Below are 20307 nucleotides of genomic sequence, written 5' to 3'. Positions count from 1 at the left end.
CTATAATTCTTAAAAAAATGAAACCAACTATTTTTCGGGAAAAAACCCTAGGAAGTCTTTCAAATCCGCCGGAAACACATTCCCTCCCGCTTCAATTAAATACACGGTACAAATCCCCCAAAAACAGGAAAAACCTGTGTTTTCTACCTATTGTCGTCATTACATCCTTATTGGCATGTAGTCCCGGAGATGATCTTTTACCTCAATATCCATTAGAACAAATGGATCATCAGATTGATTTTAGAGTCGCAAAGGCTAAAGATTACAGTGAAGAAATTTTTGACGGTACAAAAGCCTCTCTTCAACTGACTTTATCTCTTGAAAACATGGAAGATGGCAAAAACACCATCCTGTGGGATACCGCATTCAACCTTCGCGAACTGAGGGAATTTCCAAATCCAGATTCACCTCTGCTTTTCCAAAAAAATATTTCCGAAATGGTAAAGGCAAACGAAGTGCTCAGGTTTTCCCATATCATCAGGTATTTTGACAGAAACAATGCTACTTGGATGGAAGCAAAAGGAGAAACCATTCCTCGGGACCAAACCATTGTGACGCTAGAAATAGACCTTTAGGACATCAAAATGTCGATATATAATATTCTAACCATTTTAGTTTCAATTGGGAAAATTATGAACAGATATTTCATCATACTCTTTTGCTTTCTTCTTTTTGCCGGTTGTGGCCAAGTTAATTTAGCCCTGCGAGGTGACTATTGGCAAGGACATGAAAGCTTGCCTGTCCAAGGTCGAACCGGGCTTTTGATCAACCAAAAATTAGCTTTTGGGGATTTCCACACCACAGATGTTAACCGCTCTTGGACCAAAGGTACTAACAGCTACGCCGGATTTGGTATCGGTAGCCCTGTCACAGGGGAGTATTTGAATATTATCGGGAGAGAGTATATTGACAGAAAGCAAACAATCCGATTTGACCTTTCAGACGGAGGACAGCAAGCTTCTTCTGTTTTCTGCGTTTCACGATTCCAAGCAGCCGACCTCATGATCGGTAACGACCAAGGGCCTCTTTCTTTTGGAATAGACTTGCTTGAATTAAAAAACGGGAATTCGTCAAGTATCTATTTTGCTCAGATCTATTCCGGTAACACCTCCGAACCTTGGCAACTGATTTTGGACAACGACAGGGTTCAGCGACAACCCAAAAATCAGGGAGGAATAGTTTCCCTAAGCAGCGGAGAATACTACAGTATTTACCCGGTGACGAGTATCCTGAATCAAAATGGAAAAGCTATGGAAATGCCTTTTGGGTCCATTGGGCTGGAAATTCGTGACCCTTCGGGCCGGCCTCTTGCTGCGGTCAATCTTGCCGACAAAGGTCAAGTCTATTTTGTACAGGGATTGGGAAAAGAAGAAAGGTTTTTGATGGCAAATATCTGCACTGCCCTGCTGCTGCAGGAAGTGATTGGCTAAAAGGAAAAAAAATCTCTATTCGTTTCCTGACTTAGAAATACCACAATTGATCGAATACTCAATCCTTAAACCAACTATTCTTAAAAATGAAACCTACTATTTTAAATCAAGGCCCTGCCTTCTCTAAATTGATCAAGGCATTTGTCTTCTTGATAGGAAAGTGCAAAGCCAACAAGGTATTTTCTCAAAGCAGGATATGGGCAGTTTTACCTGTGATGATACCCTTCCTACTCTCTTCCTGCAATGAAGACATGGACGCACCTACTATTGTGACAATAAACCACCATGTGCTCAAAGAAGCATATCCCGTCCATCGGCACCAAACCTATCTCCTAGACCTAAACGAAGACGATATCCCGGATTTTTCGATCAATGTCATGTCTGTGGGGTTTGATCAGGGAGTCAGGGAGTATTTTCAGATTAATTCTCTCAGAGATTCGAAGGTAATGTTGACCAACGAAGAGATCGCCCCGTTGACTTCATGTCTGGAAATCAGTGAAGCATCTGCAATTGAAGGATCATCGTGGAGTGTGTTTACCGGTTCCATGATGGTCAGGACCATAACCGAGAATCAGCCTGACCAATGGTCGGGTCCGTGGGCACCTGACGGGGATTATTTTGTGGGTCTCAGTGTAAGAGTCAACGGTGAATACCATTATGGATGGGTAAAATTGCAGGCAGATAAAGAATCCCATGCAATGTTCATCCAGGAATATGCATTCCAGACTATCCCAAACCTACGGATCAAGGCCGGACAAAGAAAATGAGGAATATAACTTGCCTTTACGGCAATCTTTTCTTTTGAAATGGGAGTTAATTAAACATTGATTTATACTTTATATGAATTAAGATATGTTTCATTATTATTTCTAATATGTTTTTTCTTCATGGAAATAAAATTGCAATGCTACATACCTCTTCGGGTCTGTAGGAATCAAATCTTGATTTAAAAAACGGCCACGTGGCCGTTTTTTTTGTTTACAATAAAAACGCATTTTGCACGGTATTCTTTACATCCATCATCACCTATGAAAATCTTCCGATCCAGGCTTTTCCTGCTCTTTCACTTTTTAATTTTTTCTTGTGACTCCCCATATGATCATTCAGGTTGGGATACCTCAAAGGTCCAAATCGTTCGCGATGAATTTGGAGTGCCGCATATTTTCGGACAAACAGATTCCGATGTCGCCTACGGTTTGGCTTGGGCACATGCCGAAGATGATTTTGAAACTATCCAAAAAACATTGCTTGCCGGGAAGCGAATGTTGGGAAGGGTTTATGGTCAAGACGGAGCTGCGGTGGATTTTTTTGGACATTTACTCCAAACCGTTGAAATCGCAGAGGCCAAATATGAATCGGCCTATTCAGAGGAATTCAAAGCGATTTTAGAAGCCTATGCTGCCGGAATGAATGACTTTGCATTGGCACATCCTGAAGAAGTTTTATTCGAAAAAGCCTTTCCTGTCAATACCAAAGAAATAACGGCGGCATATATTCTCTCCCTTGCACAGATGTCAGGAGCAGATCGGGCGGTTCAACAAATCGTCTCCGGAAAAGTAGAAACCGTACCATTTGATGCCGATCCAAAAGGCTCAAACGCAATTGCCATTCACCCTTCCCGGACAGACTCCGGTGAGGCATTTCTAGCCATCAATTCCCACCAACCCCTGGACGGACCTGTAGCTTGGTATGAAGCACACCTCCATTCAGAGGAAGGATGGAATATTCTTGGGGGACTTTTCCCGGGTGGAGCGATGATTTTTCATGGAGTAAATGAAAATCTTGGATGGGCACACACGGTTAATTTCCCCGATCTCTTGGATCTGTACCAATTGGAAATGAATCCCGAAAATGAGGATCAATACCAAGTAGATGGAGAATGGTTGGAATTGGAAAAAGAGACAGTTTGGCTTAGGGTAAAACTCTGGGATTTGATCACGATTCCCTTTCCAAAGAAAATCTGGAAAAGCATTTACGGTCCTACCTTGGTTACTGAACAAGGAACATTTTCAATCCGCTTGGGTGCCTTGGAGCGAATCGGAGCACCGGAGCAATGGTGGAGAATGAACAAATCGAGGAATTTTAGAGAATTCAGCGAAGCCATGTCACGGATGGAACTTACAAGTTTCAACACGGTATATGCAGACAAGTATGATACGATTTTTTATGTCAGCAATGGCCTGATCCCCATCAGAGATCCATCCATAGATTTCACCGGAACGGTGGCCGGAAATACCAAAAAAGCCTTATGGACCAAGTACCATGACTTCAAAGATTTGCCACAGCAATACAATCCGGGTTCGGGATTTTTATTCAACACCAACCATTCTCCTTTTAAGGCGAGTGGATTGGCAGACAATCTCAATCCGGACAATTACCCCAAATCCATGGATTACCTCTTGCGGGACAATAACAGATCGACCCGATTCCGTGAATTGATGCCCGACACGGGGAGGATTTCCTACGAGCATTTCAAAGAAATCAAGTACGATGGACAATTGCCCGAAAAACTGGCTTTCCGTACCAATATGGAATCTCTTTTTGGCCTAAACCCAAGCAAATATCCCGAAATCGCAAAGCAGATCGAAACCATCAACAACTGGGACAAACGCTCAGGAATCGAAAGTGAAGGCGCGGCAGTTTTTGCTTTTGTATACTACTATTGGTGGGACAAATTTGCTGAAAATGGGAGGAGTTGGGAAACCATCCTTACAGAAGAAGAATCTGTGGAAAGTCTCAAAGCTGCCAAAAATCATTTTAAAACCCATTTTGGAAAGGAATTGGTGACTTTGGGAGAATACCAAAAACTCGTAAGAGGAGACAAGGCGCTACCGCTGCAGGGAATCGACGATGTGATTACAGCCATGCGTTCATTGCCTTGGGAAAACGGGATGAGAAAAGGAACACAAGGAGAATCTTACATTATGATGGTCCGCTTCGGTGCGGGACTTCCAAAGATCGAAACCATCAATGTCTTCGGAGCAAGCAATGACCCTGACAGCCCCCACTTTGATGATCAGATGGAACTTTTCCTCGGTCAAAAATTAAAGCCAATGACTTTGGATAAGGCCGAAGTCCTGAAAACAGCGAAAGAGATTTATAATCCGGGAGGTAAGAAGTGATTTGATTTTTTGCCTTCCGGTGAGGGAAAAAAACTTTCAAATTACCACAAATCAGCAAGACCTCATTCGTCACCTTTTGGAATGGATAATTCAACCAATCCTTATCTTTGAAATTCATAATAAAACAATCAAATCATGTTTGAAGGCCCAAGCTATCCTAATGCGTTAGATGAATCGGTTTTTGAGGAATGGCTCGCAAAAGGCCGATTGAGCAAAACACCTTTCGCCTATCTATTGGTCATTTGGGATGAACTGGACCGCACCTACATCCCGGTTTATATCGAACAGCGGAGCGAACTGAAAAATTTTGCCCGCTATGGTCAGGCTCCCGACCATCAACTTTTGGTAGCTGCTTACGACCTGTATTCTGAGACAAGGGTGGTGTAGGGGAGATTGTCAAAAGGTTTTGGAATCTGAGGACACTGCCTCTAAAAATAAAACTATTGTTTAAAAACCTTTCCGGGAATCAAGAAAGGAGTATTTCTGCAGGAATTTTCAACTCCTTGTGAAATAGTTTGGCCAAATCCAAAGTAAGTGGCTTTTTACGGTTTAAAATCATTGAGATATAACTTTTACTCCCAACCTTCCCTACCAAATCTTTGTTTTTCATTCCCAATTCATCCATCTTTAATTTGATCGCATCTATGGGATCGGGTAATGGGATGGGGAAGTTTCTATCTTCATAATCCTTGATCAATAACAGCGCTACTTCTACTTGCTTCCCTATAGCAGTATCAGGAGTTATTTGTTTGTTAAACATTTCATCTATCCAATTCAAATATTCCTCATATTGAACATCAGACTTAATTATTGTCAGTTCCATATTATTTGTTCTTAAAGACTATTGATGCTACATCTATTTTGTCATATTCTTTATGGGTACCAAACCATTTGATTTGAACAACTTTGAAATCAAAGACAAACCTCACAACTAAGCGGTACTTGTTGCCCATAATATTGAATACTACTCTATCGTCGCCAACAAGACTTGCATTTCTATAAACACTTTTTAAATCGTTGAAACTTTTAAACTCCGACTTTAGGATTTCATGATACCATTCAAACAGTGCAGAGGCTGCCTGAGGGTATTTTATGGAATATTCCAAAAGAGTTTTTCTTGTGACAATATTAAACACAGTCAAAATTACAAAAAGTTCACTAAAAGAAAACTTTAAAGATATATTTTTAATGTTACTTCCATGAAAAATATATCCTAACCACTTCAACAATTACGGCAGTCACAATAGCAATCCAGAACCACTTTTTTTGGGTATCTATTTGTAAATGAAGATTTTATATTTCAAGATCATATTTTTTTTGATCTCTTTCTTCCTTTATTTTCTCCTTCTCCTGTTCTTCTTTTTTAAAATGTAAAAATTTAGAATAATCATCAAAATGAATAGAGTTGGGTGAAGGTTATATAAAATTACTATTCTTTTTTGGTTCTGAAGTTAATAGACCTTCATGCACTAAAACTTCAATGATAAATTTTACATCCTTAATTCTTCTAGGATCATTTTGTTGATTTGGCGTCAAAATGACCTGTGCAAACATTTCATCAGGTAGACCTCCTATTTCTTTGGCCTTTGCAAAAATTTTTTCTGCTAATTCTATTTGAGACTCATCCGTATTTGTATAATTCTAAAATATCGAAATCATGAATTTTTATAATTGCGTTTTCGCCATTTTCCTCTATTATGGATTATACTTTTGTAGCAAATTTGATATCTGCTACTTAATATAAGTAATACTCAATCTCTCTACGAAAGACCTTTCTTGGGCGATTGTCAATAAATTCTTTTTTTTCTATCCAATTGCCAGTTGTATCATAAATATAGGTATAGGTTGTTGTTTTGAATTCTCCAGTATTCAAAGAGATATTTTTTTGACTGGTAATATTACCTTGCTCATCGAGTAGATTTTCAGTGAGATAAACTTGTCCACTTTTGAAGTGGGTTATCAAGACCTTATTAGGTGTCCTGAAAATTTCATCTTGATAAAAATTGATGGTCAAATTTTGTAATCTGGAAACATTGCTGTAATCCTCTTTTCTTATGATTCTTCTTTGGGCATCCATTTCGAAGAAAGATTTACTAATATAAGAACTATCACTGTTGATGGTGATAAATTCTTCGGTCCTGTTTTCTAGTTTATAGTGATAGATTCTTTGGAATTCACCTTTTCGTTTTTCAACAACAGTAGTTAAGCTATCAAAAGGATAAGTATATTCGAAGGTTGCTGTATCAGAACCGTCAATTGCATCAAAAATGTAAGATTCTTTGGCAAGCCGATGTTCTTCATCATAGTCATAGGTCCAAATCCCAGAAGGAATTAGCTGATCTTCCCTAAGTTTCAATTCAGTTTTTTCAAGAAGCCAACCTTGTATATCGAATTTATGGATATAATTATGCATGCCAAAAAAGTCGAACTTTAGCAGGTTAATGCTGTCGGATTCAATACTTATCGGTTCATAAGCTGTGTGTTTAATAGTTTTGACAGCCCCTTTTAAGTTCATCTTATCCACATGTTTTATCGAATTTGTTCCGTTTTGGCAGAATGAAAACCGGGGGAAAATCAGGATCAGTGAAAGTAAAAACCATTTTTTCATACCCTATATTTCTTAAATTAAAAACTTTGTTCAAAGTTATTTAGTGAAAATATCTGTTTATCAAATCAAAGGAATAATGAAATGGATTTATATAACTGCCATAACGTTTGAAGTTGTGGCTTTCGGCACGCTAAAAAGTTGCACGCATTTGAACGCAAGTGAGAAAAAAAGCACCAAAATCAGCGCTTTTCTCCATCCCGTGTGTTGCAACATTTGTTAAATTAGCAACTGCCCTTGAAAAGGAAAAAGACCTCAGAATCACGTTCTGAAGCCCTTTTTAAACGAAAAAACCTCAGATTTCTCTGAGGCTTTTGCTCCCCCTCTAGGGCTTGAACCTAGGACCCCATGATTAACAGTCATGTGCTCTAACCAACTGAGCTAAGGAGGAATTTTATTGATTTTATTAGACCCTTTGGTCTAAGGTGATGCAATATTAGCAGGTTAAGCCATTTTTTCCAAACTGACTCCACAAAAAAATTGGAATAATATCAACTGCAAATTAATTATTCCTATAAATCAGGGACTTATTTTTATTTTTTATCCCTACACACACTTCTTATTCCTTCGCCTCCCCCACTTGCTTTACCAAAAGCTTGTTATAGATGTAGGTAACTCCCAAAACCATCAAGCCAGCAATCACCGCCAACAAAACATTATAATAAGCCGGGGCAGACAAAGTCAGTCTCAGGAATATCGTCGCCAAAGCAAAGGAGGAATACCTGAAAAGGTTATAATACTTGGTCGTGTACCTCAGTGAAAAAAGAAGGATAAACACATCCGTAAATATCAACAGTGTATAAAACAGCTTGATGCTGTAAATAAACTCATGGGTCTGATAGGCCGTGAAAATGTCATAAATCCCCAAAAGTATAAATGAAACTGTCAGGTAAATGGACATCAGCTTTTTGATGGATACAAATCCTTTTTGCTCTTCGTATGTCCTGGTAATTCGGATATGTTTTTGTGCCCGATAAAAAAGCCCTGTGATCAAAAAAATCAGGACCGCTCCAAAGGCATCGGACACAATGGGGAGTAGTTCCATCAAAAACCCAACCTCCCAGGTCATGTCTCCCAGATAATGCCCAAACTCCTTGAATGCATCCCTCAGCAAGAGTAAGGAAACAATCTCAAACTGCTTTCCTACAGAATCCGCGACAGACTTTGGAATCAGAAAAATCAATCCCAACACTTCAAATACCAGAAGCACGTTGAAAGCCAGTTCTATTGCAAAGAAGGCAGTAAACTTCTCCCCAAAATGAAGAATATTAAGGTAGGAAAGAAGCCCCATCAGCAAACCTCCTACAAAAAATAGAACGACTATATTGCTGATCCATTTTGACACGGAGTCGCTTTCCCAGTGTTCATCCAATAAATCGAAAGTTCCAATCTGCAAATCAAAAAGCTTCTTTATCATATCTATACAACACCTATTTTCAAAATTGGTTATCAGCCATTTATGGCAACTTTTACCCGTTTATATTTCAATAAATATAAACAAAAGCCAATCTTGAGGAAGGAGATAAAAATCACACATGTATTTTTTTTAAATTGAGATCAAAAATGTAAATGAAGTTCCAATAATTCAGCCACCAACCAAAAAACCAATCTTATGAGTCAACACATCAATAGGCGGGATTTTGTACGCTACTCTGTCCTTACTGCTTTGGGACTTCAGTTTTTACCATTCCAGGGTCTGAAAGCAGCCGCCTCTGACCGGGTCAGGATAGCCCACATCGGATTGGGGGGAATGGGGTTGGCACATATGAATTGGTTTGCCAACTTACCCGAAGCTGAGATTGTTGCCCTCTGTGATGTCGACGAAGAACACGCCGGGGAAGCTTTATCCCAGCTCAAAAAGATCCATCCTGATACTAAAGCCCAGATTTATACTGACTTCAGAAAAGTCCTGGAAAGGCAGGATATCGACGCTGTCACCATCGCCACTCCGGACCATTGGCACGCACAGATCGCTATTTTGGCATTCCAAGCCGGCAAAGATGTCTATGGAGAAAAGCCGCTTTCCTACTCACTGAGAGAAGGACAGTTGATGTTGGCTGCGCAAAAGTCAAACAACAGGGTTTTTCAGTTGGGCACACAGATCCACGCCGGAGATAATTACCACCGTGTGGCCGAGCTCATCCAATCCGGGGAGTTGGGGAAAATCAAAACGGTCAGGCTTTGGAAAACCGGCGAACCCCCTCTCATCGAAAAGCTCAACTATCAAACCCCTCCGCCAAACCTGAATTGGGACATGTGGCTAGGACCTGCCCCCTATTCAGAATACGCCCCTGAAAAATGTCATTTCACTTACCGATATTTTATGGAGTATTCGGGAGGTGTTTTTCAGGACTTTTGGTGCCATATTGCAGATGTGGTGTGGATGTCCATTGCGCCTACCGGCTTGAAATCCATATCAGCAAAAGGTGAAAAATCGGAAGGCGTAGGCGATACCCCAAAATGGATCGATGTGGATTTCAAATTCAAAAAACTCAAAATCCATTGGACCTCCACGCCTCCACCGGTTCAAGGTGCCGACAAAATGGGAATAGGTGCTTATTTCGAAGGCACAAAAGGAAATCTCATCTGTGATTACAGTACGATAGCCATCCACATGAATGGCCAAACATTGACTGATATTCCAGAAATCGCCAAATCCATCCCAAGATCTCCAGGCCACCAACAGAATTTCCTCGATGCCGTCAAATCCCGTCAGCAACCTGAATCCAATCTTGAATATGCGAGAGGAATGACCCTTCCAATGCATTTGGCATTGATTTCATACAAACAGGAAAAATCTTTGAAATGGGATGCCAAGAAAGAACTGTTCCTAAAAGATGGCGGTGCCAATGAATTGTTATTCAGACCATACAGGGAAAAATGGAACCTCATCGGTGCATAATTTCTTCATAATCATTAACTTTTACCCATCAAACAACAAAGACCAATCCAACCACTATGGAAAAATTCACTATATCTGTCAATGGCAAAAAGCAGGAAGTAACCGCCGACCCAGACATGCCACTGCTTTGGGTTTTACGAGATTTGCTCTCGATGAAAGGGACCAAATTCGGTTGCGGCCAAGCACTTTGCGGAGCCTGCACGGTTCATTTGGACAATGAAGCCATCAGATCCTGCAGTACTCCAATTTCAACTGTTGGAAACAAGAAAATCACCACCATTGAAGGATTGGATGAGGAAGGCCATCATCCTCTTCAGGACGCTTGGGTGGAGCACGTAGTTCCCCAATGCGGTTATTGTCAAACTGGTCAGATCATGAATGCGGCCGCCTTACTTAAGAAAAACCCAAACCCATCAGAAACTGAAATCGAGGAAGCCATGGCCGGAAATCTCTGTCGCTGCGGTACCTATAACCGTATCAAAGAAGCAATACTTACCGCATCAAAATCCCATTAATCCTGAACCCAAAACATCAAAATATATGATGCCGAACTTCCCGTTTTTAAAAAACAAAAAAGCTGAAGACAAAAGCGAAGTCTTTGTTCCTTCACGCAGGGATTTCTTGAAACTCAGTTCCCTGGCTACCGGAGGATTTCTTTTAGGGGTCAATTTCCAATGCGCTGGACCCAAAGGTGAAACCATCACTTTTGCCCCTAATGTATTTGTCAGCATCACTTCTGACAATGAAGTCACCATTGTCGCCCACCGCTCTGAGATGGGGACCGGAATCCGGACTTCTTTGCCTCAAATTGTGGCCGACGAATTGGGAGCGGATTGGTCCAAGGTGAAAATTGTGCAGGCAGAAGGCGATGAAGAGAAATATGGAAACCAGAATACCGACGGCTCTTTTTCTGTCAGGATGTTTTATGAGCCCATGCGGAAAACCGGTGCAACGGCAAGACACATGCTTATCGCTGCAGCAGCCAAAAAATGGGAAGTAAATCCCGAGGAGTGTCATACTGAAAACTCGCAGGTGATCCATTCCTCCGGAAAGAAAATCGACTTTGGGGATTTGATAGCTGAGGTTAAAGAAATGCCATTGCCGAACCCGGCAAGTATCACTTTGAAGGAATTTTCAAGCTATAAACTTATCGGTAAAGATGTTGCAATCTATGATGCAAGGGACATTGCCACCGGGAAGGCTGTTTTTGGAGCCGATGTAGATCTGCCTGGAATGCAGGTGGCGGTAATCCGTAGAAGTCCAGTTATTGGCGCCAAAGTCATTTCTTTCAATGATGCCAAAGCATTGGCAGTGCCGGGAGTAAATAGGGTAGTGAAGATAGATGGTGCTGGAATTCCTCCGGGATTGGACAAAGCCTTGGAGGGTATTGCTATAATAGCCGACAATACCTGGGCCGCAATGAAAGGTCGGGAGGCATTGGAAATAGAATGGGACTTGGGACCAAACCAAACTTACAATTCTGCCAAACAATTGGAAGAAATGCTTCAAAGTACTGCCCAGGATGGAAAAGTCAGAAGGGAAAGAGGCAATTTTTCGACAGCGCAAAGGGCTGCAGGAAAGGTTTTGGAAAGAACTTATTTGGCACCTTTCTATGCACATGCTACCATTGAGCCACCTGCTGCCATCGCCCATTATCAAGGAGACGGCATTTGTGAAATCTGGGCACCGACCCAACACCCACAATGGGCAAGACAGGCAGTAGCAACAGCTTTGGAACTTGATCTGGATAAGGTAAAGATGAATGTCACTTTGCTCGGAGGAGGATTTGGAAGAAAGTCCAAGCCTGATTTTGTGGTGGAAGCAGCTATTCTTTCCAAGGCCGCCAAGTCACCTGTCAAGGTTCAGTGGACAAGGGAGGACGACCTCCATTTTGACTTTTTCCACTCACACAGTGCCCAAAGGATCAAAGCAACTCTGGATAAAAACGGCAACTTCACCGGGTGGAACCACCATACTGTTTTTCCCGCCATCGGAGCAACAGGCAGTACAACTGAACTTCATCCCTCTGATGGTGAATTGGGTTTGGGTTGTACGGATTTCCCATATGATGTCCCCAATATCAGGATAGAGACCCACGAATCAACTGCCCATACCAGAATCGGTTGGTTAAGGTCCGTCAGCAATATCCACCACGCTTTTGCCATCGGATGTATGATGGATGAAATCGCTGAAACCCGAGGTATAGATCCCGTGAAGCACGCCCTTCAGATGCTTGGTGAGGACCGCAATATCGAATTCAAACCTGAAACTGAAGGGAAATATGAAAACTATGGCGAGCCAATCGAATCTTTTCCATGGAATACAGGAAGGATGAAAAAAGTAATTGAGAGGGTGGCCAAAGAAGCCAATTGGGACCAAAAGCTGGCTGAAGGAAAAGCGGTTGGCTTTGCAGCGCACAAGAGCTTCCTGACCTATGTTGCTTGTATAGTGGTAGTGGAAAAAGACAATTCGGGCAAAATCTCCATCCCTGAAGTCTTCTATGCGGTGGATTGTGGTATAGGGGTGAATACAGACAGAATCCGCTCACAGTTTGAAGGCGGGGCACAGTTTGCGACAAGTTTGGCGACCACTTCAGCCATCACATTCGAAAATGGAATCCCACAGCAAAACAACTTTGATGGCTATCAGATCATCAGGATGCCCCAATCGCCCAAGAAAATCCATATCCATATTATAGAGAGTATGGAAAAACCAACCGGTGTCGGCGAACCTCCGGTACCGCCTTACATCCCGGCTTTGTGCAACGCGATGTACAAGCTGACAGGAGAAAGGATCTATCAGTTACCTTTTAAGGCTTAATTCTTTTCCAAGACCTTTGAGGTTTTTTGAAACCTCGAAGGTTTTTTTCATTTCCGGCTCATGTACCTTTTTCATCAATACAGCACTGTTAGCATCGGAATTCAGTAACCGGGAATTCATTTCAAAATCTATTCAAGAAGGCAAGAAGCTTTTTTTCATAGTCATTCGTGAATTGAAAATATTTACCTGAATTTATCGACTATTAACTAAGAATAACAAAAATTATTTTTTTACCTTTAAATGTAAATTCATTTTAGGTCAGTCTTCCCATACATAACTTTCTCACCATGCTTCAGAAAAACATCCTTTTCCTATTATTATCGATTTGCACCGTATGTATTATCTCATGTGAACCAAAAGAAGAACCTGTGATCGAGGTCTCTGAGAAATGGGAAATCGCTGGGTCGTTCAAAGAAGGCTTGTCTCATGCCAAAGAGATCAATGGAGCACTCTTTGCTTCCTCTAGGTCTGGGGTTTATGCCGATGCCAAAACCCAAGGCTCGGCAAGTGATTTCAATGATCTAAGTCTTTTCATACAAGGCGAGATTCCATATAGGCTACCCCTGTCAGATAAATTGATGGTTGCAATCAATACAGCCGAAGTTTCGATCCTGCCTGCGGGAAGTACCCGCCAAGATGACGCTTTGGTCTTGAATATGCGTGAAATTGACCCTGAATTTACTGGTTTTCATTTTTTGCATTATTACCTATGTGAGCAAATCAGTATCAATGCAAATGGGAATATTCTTGTCCCTTACCGGTCAGCAAAGGATGGAATTCAGAAAAATACCCCCGATTTCTTGTTGCTCAAAACATTGGTCAACGATGGGAAAGTTACGATTCTGGAACAAAAACTGATCAAAGAAGAGCATTTCCTTGGAATTGCCACCATCCGCATCATGAAGAATTTTCCCGATTTTACGCGGGTCACCATTGATGGCAAGACCTTTGACATCGACAGTGAAGGAAACTTGGAACTGCGTTTTGAGAAATTTTCTAAGTCGGTACAGGTCGGCAATGAAATCATCACATTTGCACAATTAGGTCCATTGGACAGCAACGATTTTGAAGTTTACAAATCCGACCTTTCGGGAGAGAATAACGAGCTGATCGGCAGCTATGGTTCGGTGGAAATTTCAACTTTGGACAAGTTTTTGTTAACCCAAATGGCCGATGATATTTACAGTGTCGATGGAGTTATTATTTTAAGGCATCTCGACCGTATCTACCGAGTGACAATGAACAGCCAAAAGATCGCTCTAATCGAGTTAGAGAATGATGGCATGGGAAATGGTTATATCACGTCTGTCTTACAACTTGACGATGAAACTGTCTTTGCCACTACTTTGTGTGATAGAGGCGAGATTATAAGCTGCGGTGGCTTTACCAAATCCATCGAAAACTTCTTCAAGCCAAAGGCAATCAAGCCTATTTGATGACGATTACACCCCATCAGTAAAAGGCTTCCGAACGGAAGCTTTTTTTGTACAATCCTATTTTTGACGCGTACTCCTACAATTGACGTAATGTTACATACGGTGGCCGAAGCCGGGAAAAGCCCAAGAGGAAAATCTTCAACGTCTGAATAAGTAATATAATAGTGAAAAACCTCAAAGGCTTCCCTTCCCTACCGGCGTCTCGTCGCATTCCACATCTCCGACCACATATTGCAGCCCGTTCAAATAGAACCTGAGCAAATCGGGATTTTCAAAACTCTGTGCATTGTGGGAAGGTGAGCAATACATCACTTTACCTTTGCCCTGCGCCCGGATCCAAGCCACGTAAGTTTTTCCTTCAGTTAATGGGTTTTTCTGTTTTACTATTTCTGCATTGTTGAAGTACAGCAAAGGCTTAAAATCCAAATCTGCATAGGCATTTTTGTAAAAATAAGGTTCATCGACATGGTTGAAACCTGTGGCGGGAAATGCCTGCACCAAAAGATGCTTTGGATCCGCTAACCTAATCTGAATGGCTTGCTGTGGCGGGTGGTAATCAAAACTTGCTCCCACCAACTTGCTGAATGCGCGGGAATTGTTTTGGGTTGTGACCGCCCCATGAACCAATAACAGGCCTCCACCTTTTTCTACATATTGAAGCAGGTTCTCTTCCATCTGAAGGGCTTTTTTCATCAAAACAGCGCTATCAGCATCTGAATCAGCCCGGAGTTTATCCCAAAAGAGGTTGCGATGATCTCCTTTCGAGCAGGTGTTATTGAGTACGATGGCGTCATATTTAGCTAGGTTTTTTGCTTCAAACATGCTGATATCCTTACTTCCTGTAACCTCAAAAGCACCACTCTTTTCAGAAATTATCTTGATCATTTGCTCCGTATGCGGAATCACCCAATGTTCATATCCTGTATGAAGGGAAAAAACAAGGATTTTCTTTTTCTCAGAAACAGGAAAAGTGGCTTTCTCAGGAGCAAGACCATAAATCTTTTCCTTCCATGTTTGGTCTAGTTTTACTTCAGGAAGGTCCTGTCCCTGCGCCCAAGAAACCTGAAGCAAAAGAAGTAATGCTAATACAATCTTTTTATTCATTGGTGAAATCGTATAAACGGTGGCTAAATTTTTTATGGAATTTAATAAATTACACTTCCCAATAACCTAAAAACCGATGATATTCAAAAGACTTTTATTTATCACCTTCGCTTCATTTATTTTTATCGGCAATGCTTTTTCCCAAAAGATAACTATGGAAGAAACTTCAAACGGAATAGATTTTAAAGCAGCCTACCAACTCCTATTGACTTATCAAACTGCTACGGCTGCTGTTCCTGCAGGTATAAAACCTGAGTTTGGCAAATCAGGATTTATCCATCCACTTGCCTCGCCCTCTGGTCAAGTACTTACGAGAATACAGCCGCCGGATCATTACCACCATTATGGCATTTGGGGACCTTGGACCAAAACCACCATAGAAGGCCGGGAAGTGGATTTTTGGAATCTTGGAGATGGAAAAGGAAGGGTGGATTTTGACAGGATCCTTTCACAAAAGACAAACTCCAAGTATTCAGAATTGGTAATCAGGCAAAACCACATGGACCTATTGGCACCAAAAGGCCCTCAATTGGCCCTCGAGGAAGACCTTTCCATCCGGGTTTGGAACAAGGAAGGAGAAAGATATCTTGTCGATTATTCCACGACGATCTCCACACCATTGAAGTCAAGTGTCATGTTGGAAGCTTATCGATACGGTGGCGGAATAGGTTTTCGTGCTACGGAAAAGTGGGACCACACCAACAGTACCATTTTGACTTCCGAAGGAAATGACAGAAAAACGGCAGACGGGACTTTTGCCAAATGGCTGATCGTAAAGGGTGAAAGTTCATCCCCTTCAGGCCAAAGCGGTATCCTATTTCTAAGCCATCCTGCTAACAAGTCTCACCCCGAACCGATGAGGGTTTGGCCGGAAGATTCCAATGAAGGAAAAGAAAATGTCTTCATCGAATTTTGTCCGATCCGTCATGAATCATGGGAAATCCTTCCAGGCAAAAAATATACGCTCCATTACAGAATGGTCGTCTTTGACGGAAATATGACGGCTGCAGAAGCAGACGAATATTGGAAATCTTTCGCAAAAAAATGACCATAACCTAACCATAGCTCCTCCACATGAAAAGAAGAAACTTTATAAAAAACAGCGCCATGGCTTCAGCAATTATCGGATTCCCTACAATCGTCCCCTCTTCGGTTTTTGGAAAAAATGCCCCAAGTAACAAAATCAATATAGGACAGATCGGTTGTGGGCGGATCGCAAGGGAACATGACCTGCCCGGAACATGGCAACATGATGTGGCGAGGATCGTAGCCGTCTCGGATGTAGACAGCAAGCGGATGCGTGAAGGAAAGGAACTGATCGAGCAATATTACACCAAAAAAATGGGCAGTTCTTATCTTGATGTGAAGCAATATGCGGATTACCATGAGATGCTCCAAAACAAAGACATTGACGCTGTCATCATCAGCACTCCGGATCATTGGCATTCCCAGCCTGCCATGGAAGCAGCTTTGTCGGGTAAGCATATTTACCTCCAAAAACCGACTTCTCTGACCATCAAGGAAGGCCGGCAACTTGTAGAAACCATCAATAAAACCAAAGTAATCCTGCAACTCGGGACCCAACAACGTTCCAGTTTTCAGTTCAGGCGCGCTGCGGAATTGGTCAGAAACGGCAGGATAGGAAAGCTGCACACCGTCAGGATAGGCTTGCCAGGTGATCCATCAGGACCTGAAGCTCCTGCAATGCCGGTCCCGACAAACCTGAATTTTGACATGTGGCTTGGGTCTACGCCGGAAGTACCCTACACCGAAATCGGCGTTCACCCCCAGCACGATTATAGCCGTCCAGGATGGCTCCGTCTTGAAAATTACGGCGCAGGAATGATCACAGGTTGGGGACAGCATCACTTTGATTCCGCTGCTTGGGGGATGGACACTGAATTGACAGGACCGAGATTTATCGAAGCAGTTGCAGAATTTCCTCGCTCGGGACTTTGGAATGTCCACGGCGACTTTATGGTCAAAGCAGAATATGACAACGGAATCACCATGCTCACAAGCGGCGGCTATCCCAACGGAATCCGATATGAGGGTTCGGAGGGATGGATTTGGGTTTCAAGAGGAAATTATACCGCATCGGCAAGTGACCCTGTCGCGCAAGGAAACAACGCCAAAGCTTTGGATGCTTCAGATCCAAAAATCCTTCAATCCGAAATCGGAGCGGGAGAAATACACTTATACGAAAGCGAAGAACACCACGGCAATTGGCTCGATTGCATCCAATCAGGTGCACAACCACTTTCCCCTGCCGAGATCGGTCACCGTGCCTGTTCTGTTTGCCTAGTCAGCCATGTTGCCATGAAAGTGGGAAGGAAACTCGAATGGGATCCAAAAGCGGAACGCTTTGTTAATGACGAGGAGGCAAACTCCCACTTAAGCAGGCCACAGCGTGCACCTTATGGAACAGATCACATCAAAGTCTAATCAGATGAAAAAGAGTTTTCTAACTATTCCATTCTTGGTTTTTTTGATTTTCTTCCAATACTGCAGTGCTCCAAATAATGAAAAAATGGAACTTCCGGATAAAGGCAAAGTAACGATCATGAGTCTTGACCCGGGGCATTTCCATGCAGGGCTCATCCACAAGACCATGTACCCTCAGGTTGATTCGACTGTGTATGTTTTTGCGCCTGAAGGGGCAGAATTGGATGACTATATCAAGAGGATCGCAGGATACAACTCTCGCGAGGAATCCCCGACAGCATGGAACATAGAAGTGGAAAAAGGGGATGACTTTTTTTCAAAAATGATTTCCAAAAAGCCGGGCAACGTGATGGTAGTCGCCGGAAAAAATGACCAAAAAATCGACTATATCAGCGCTGCCATAGCCAATGGAATCCATGTCTATGCTGACAAGCCTCTCGTCATCAATCAGGAAGGTTTTCAGAAATTGGTTAGAGCATTTGAAGCATCTTCAGAAAAAAATCTCCTCCTGTATGACATCATGACCGAGCGGTTTGAGATCGCTTCTCAGCTTCAGCGCGAGCTTTCGATGTTGCCAGCTGTTTTTGGAGAATTGGAAAACGGTAGCTTGGGAAATCCTGCCATCACCAAAGAAAGCGTCCACCACTTTTTCAAGTATGTTTCCGGAAATCCTTTGGTGCGTCCCGATTGGTTTTTTGATGTGACCAAAGAAGGGGAAGGGATTGTCGATGTGACAACACACTTGGTGGATCTGATCCAATGGGAAGCTTTTCCTGAGGTCATTTTGGATACTACAGATGTTCAGATGCTGAATGCCAAGAGATGGCCCAATTCTCTGACTTTGGATGAATTCAGCAAAGTCACCGGCAAAACCGCGTTTCCGGAATTTTTGCAAAAGAACCTGAAAAATGGAAATCTTGAAGTCTTTTGCAATGGAGAGATGAATTACACACTGAAAGGAAAGCATGCCAAAGTCAGCGTCATCTGGAATTTTGAGGCGCCGGAAGGTGCCGGAGATACGCATTACAGCATGATGCGCGGCACCAAAGCAAACCTCATTATCCGGCAGGGAAAAGAAGAAAACTTCAAACCGACTTTGTATGTAGCACTTTTGGAAGGGCAAGACCAAGCACTCGAAAATGCGATAGCCTCAACCCTTCAAGTCAAATACCCCGGGCTTGGACTTCAAAAACAAAAAAACGGAGAATACCTGATTGTCATTCCTGAGAGCTACCATATCGGGCATGAAGCGCATTTTGGGCAGGTCACGGAGAAGTTTTTAGAATATTATGAATCAGGAAAAATGCCGACTTGGGAAGTGCCAAATATGATTGTGAAGTATTATACTACAACGAAGGCGCTGGAGATGGCGAGGGAGTAAATATTTCAATTCAATTGTCCTGAATTTCCATCATCTCCAAAACAGGTTCCAAGGACATTCCGCCCGGATTCAAACCAGGTTTTCCTTCCGGAATTGGGATCCCTAACTCCAGAAAATAGGTTTCCCAAATCGGAAACAATTCCCCTGTATCAGGGTCTTTGTAGGTCATGGGTTTGGGGTGGAAAAGATCCGAACCTCCATTTGCTGCTTTGAAGGCAAAGTGGATCAATTCAGAACAGTAGTACGCCTCATTTTCAAAATTAAAAGCCGAATCATACGGTTTGCCAAGGTGCTTTTTAGCTTCTGAAATTGCTTCCGGAATCAAATGCTGGTATTCAGCCTTAAGCCTTCCGACCATCACTTTTGGCTTTCCATTTTCATCGAGGTGCCTGTTGAGGAATTCCTGTAAGGGCGTTTTGCTTACTCCTTTTCCGATCGCTTCAAGAACAAACCATTCCCCGTTTTCCTGCATCAGCAAGCCATTGTGTGAAAACTCAATGCCCTGATAGCCCTCAGTTACTTTTCGGATGGCTTCACAGAAATCCCCACAATCCCCGTCTTGAAACAGGATATCGCCTTGTTGCCAAGAGAATTCTTTTGGGCTACATGAAAAACCCAGAATCATCAATGCCATTGAAAAAAATAGGAAATTCAAAGTTTTCATTGATTTACAGTGTTTGTGACATACTATTTATCAAATTTTCAATTCAATTAGTCTAGTGTTGATTATGAATGAAGCAGCCGCGGTCTGTCGACTATGGACTGTAAACTATTATATCACCATAAAAAAGAACACCAAGGCTACTCCCAACACCAAGATCATTTTTTTGGCTTTGTCCTTGGCCTGTTCGGAGATTTTTCTTTTCTTCAAAACCATGATGGCTATACTCAACCCAAAAAATTGAAACAACAATCCTATACCGTTGAGCGGTCCCATTGGTGCGTTCAAAAACTGAAAGTACCCATTGAAAAGCGGTACCAAACAAATCACAATACCTGCCACTCCAAAAATAAAAGAACGCTGCAGGAGCAGATTCTCATCCTTATCTAACCACTTCATCC

Annotated in this window: 19 protein-coding genes and 1 tRNA gene; 12 read left to right on the top strand and 8 right to left on the bottom strand. The window is 42.2% G+C overall.

Annotated elements, in window-relative coordinates; genetic code table 11:
- The first annotated feature begins 17 nt into the window (after window positions 1-17).
- The 5 genes from NK987_RS07255 to NK987_RS07235 all read left to right on the top strand — a co-directional run bounded on the left by NK987_RS07255 (window position 18) and on the right by NK987_RS07235 (window position 4939).
- Window positions 18-575 carry a hypothetical protein gene (locus NK987_RS07255; RefSeq protein WP_259263288.1) on the top strand — a complete coding sequence of 186 codons (558 nt, stop codon included), beginning with the start codon at window positions 18-20 and terminating at the stop codon, window positions 573-575.
- A 57-nt stretch (window positions 576-632) separates the two neighbouring features.
- Entirely contained in the window at window positions 633-1430 is a 798-nt protein-coding gene (locus NK987_RS07250) for a hypothetical protein (protein ID WP_258424611.1), read from the top strand.
- Between the two features lie 86 nt (window positions 1431-1516).
- Window positions 1517-2197 carry a hypothetical protein gene (locus tag NK987_RS07245; RefSeq protein WP_259263287.1) on the top strand — a complete coding sequence of 227 codons (681 nt, stop codon included), beginning with the start codon at window positions 1517-1519 and terminating at the stop codon, window positions 2195-2197.
- 261 nt (window positions 2198-2458) lie between these two features.
- Window positions 2459-4552: a penicillin acylase family protein gene (locus tag NK987_RS07240; protein ID WP_259263286.1), complete on the top strand. Its 2094-nt coding sequence runs from the start codon at window positions 2459-2461 to the stop codon at window positions 4550-4552.
- Window positions 4553-4687: 135 nt separating this feature from the next.
- Window positions 4688-4939 carry a hypothetical protein gene (locus NK987_RS07235; RefSeq protein WP_113924153.1) on the top strand — a complete coding sequence of 84 codons (252 nt, stop codon included), beginning with the start codon at window positions 4688-4690 and terminating at the stop codon, window positions 4937-4939.
- 79 nt (window positions 4940-5018) lie between these two features.
- On the opposite strand, the gene NK987_RS07230 is transcribed toward NK987_RS07235, so the two are convergent.
- The 5 genes from NK987_RS07230 to NK987_RS07210 all read right to left on the bottom strand — a co-directional run bounded on the left by NK987_RS07230 (window position 5019) and on the right by NK987_RS07210 (window position 8574).
- Entirely contained in the window at window positions 5019-5375 is a 357-nt protein-coding gene (locus tag NK987_RS07230; protein WP_258424607.1) for a helix-turn-helix domain-containing protein, read from the bottom strand.
- A 1-nt stretch (window position 5376) separates the two neighbouring features.
- Window positions 5377-5658, bottom strand: coding sequence for a type II toxin-antitoxin system HigB family toxin (locus NK987_RS07225; protein ID WP_275982423.1), 282 nt, complete (start codon window positions 5656-5658; stop codon window positions 5377-5379).
- A gap of 629 nt (window positions 5659-6287) precedes the next feature.
- Complete coding sequence (locus NK987_RS07220) at window positions 6288-7160, bottom strand: hypothetical protein (RefSeq protein WP_259263285.1); 873 nt, start codon at window positions 7158-7160, stop codon at window positions 6288-6290.
- A 314-nt stretch (window positions 7161-7474) separates the two neighbouring features.
- Window positions 7475-7548: transfer RNA gene (locus NK987_RS07215), tRNA-Asn, on the bottom strand.
- A 168-nt stretch (window positions 7549-7716) separates the two neighbouring features.
- On the bottom strand, window positions 7717-8574 hold the full coding sequence (locus NK987_RS07210) for a hypothetical protein (protein ID WP_259263284.1): 858 nt from the start codon (window positions 8572-8574) through the stop codon (window positions 7717-7719).
- A gap of 195 nt (window positions 8575-8769) precedes the next feature.
- Between NK987_RS07210 and NK987_RS07205 the strand changes: the two genes are divergently transcribed.
- The 4 genes from NK987_RS07205 (at window position 8770) to NK987_RS07190 (ending at window position 14315) form a co-directional block, all read left to right on the top strand.
- Window positions 8770-10059: a Gfo/Idh/MocA family protein gene (locus tag NK987_RS07205; RefSeq protein ID WP_259263283.1), complete on the top strand. Its 1290-nt coding sequence runs from the start codon at window positions 8770-8772 to the stop codon at window positions 10057-10059.
- 56 nt (window positions 10060-10115) lie between these two features.
- Window positions 10116-10574, top strand: a complete 459-nt coding sequence (locus NK987_RS07200; RefSeq protein ID WP_259263282.1) for a (2Fe-2S)-binding protein — start codon at window positions 10116-10118, stop codon at window positions 10572-10574.
- A 25-nt stretch (window positions 10575-10599) separates the two neighbouring features.
- Window positions 10600-12879 carry a xanthine dehydrogenase family protein molybdopterin-binding subunit gene (locus NK987_RS07195; RefSeq protein WP_259263281.1) on the top strand — a complete coding sequence of 760 codons (2280 nt, stop codon included), beginning with the start codon at window positions 10600-10602 and terminating at the stop codon, window positions 12877-12879.
- A 287-nt stretch (window positions 12880-13166) separates the two neighbouring features.
- On the top strand, window positions 13167-14315 hold the full coding sequence (locus tag NK987_RS07190; protein WP_259263280.1) for a hypothetical protein: 1149 nt from the start codon (window positions 13167-13169) through the stop codon (window positions 14313-14315).
- A 174-nt stretch (window positions 14316-14489) separates the two neighbouring features.
- Here NK987_RS07190 and NK987_RS07185 read toward each other — a convergent pair whose 3' ends face one another.
- Window positions 14490-15419, bottom strand: a complete 930-nt coding sequence (locus NK987_RS07185) for a ThuA domain-containing protein (protein ID WP_259263279.1) — start codon at window positions 15417-15419, stop codon at window positions 14490-14492.
- A gap of 76 nt (window positions 15420-15495) precedes the next feature.
- Between NK987_RS07185 and NK987_RS07180 the strand changes: the two genes are divergently transcribed.
- From NK987_RS07180 to NK987_RS07170, 3 genes are read left to right on the top strand one after another with little or no spacing between them, the layout of a single operon-like run.
- Window positions 15496-16467 carry a DUF6807 domain-containing protein gene (locus NK987_RS07180; RefSeq protein WP_259263278.1) on the top strand — a complete coding sequence of 324 codons (972 nt, stop codon included), beginning with the start codon at window positions 15496-15498 and terminating at the stop codon, window positions 16465-16467.
- A 26-nt stretch (window positions 16468-16493) separates the two neighbouring features.
- Window positions 16494-17864 (top strand): Gfo/Idh/MocA family protein, encoded by a 1371-nt coding sequence (locus tag NK987_RS07175; RefSeq protein ID WP_259263277.1) that lies wholly within the window; start codon window positions 16494-16496, stop codon window positions 17862-17864.
- Window positions 17865-17868: 4 nt separating this feature from the next.
- Entirely contained in the window at window positions 17869-19245 is a 1377-nt protein-coding gene (locus tag NK987_RS07170; protein ID WP_259263276.1) for a putative oxidoreductase C-terminal domain-containing protein, read from the top strand.
- Between the two features lie 10 nt (window positions 19246-19255).
- On the opposite strand, the gene NK987_RS07165 is transcribed toward NK987_RS07170, so the two are convergent.
- Both NK987_RS07165 and NK987_RS07160 read right to left on the bottom strand, forming a co-directional pair.
- Entirely contained in the window at window positions 19256-19909 is a 654-nt protein-coding gene (locus NK987_RS07165) for a YiiX/YebB-like N1pC/P60 family cysteine hydrolase (RefSeq protein ID WP_259263275.1), read from the bottom strand.
- A 108-nt stretch (window positions 19910-20017) separates the two neighbouring features.
- Window positions 20018-20305, bottom strand: coding sequence for a hypothetical protein (locus NK987_RS07160; RefSeq protein WP_259263274.1), 288 nt, complete (start codon window positions 20303-20305; stop codon window positions 20018-20020).
- Window positions 20306-20307 lie beyond the last annotated feature (2 nt).

It is taken from the genome of Aquiflexum gelatinilyticum (genome assembly GCF_024813435.1).
Taxonomy (GTDB): Bacteria; Bacteroidota; Bacteroidia; order Cytophagales; family Cyclobacteriaceae; genus Cognataquiflexum; species Cognataquiflexum gelatinilyticum.
The sequence above is the reverse complement of the archived record's forward strand: the minus strand, read 5'-3'. Positions and strand labels throughout refer to the sequence as shown.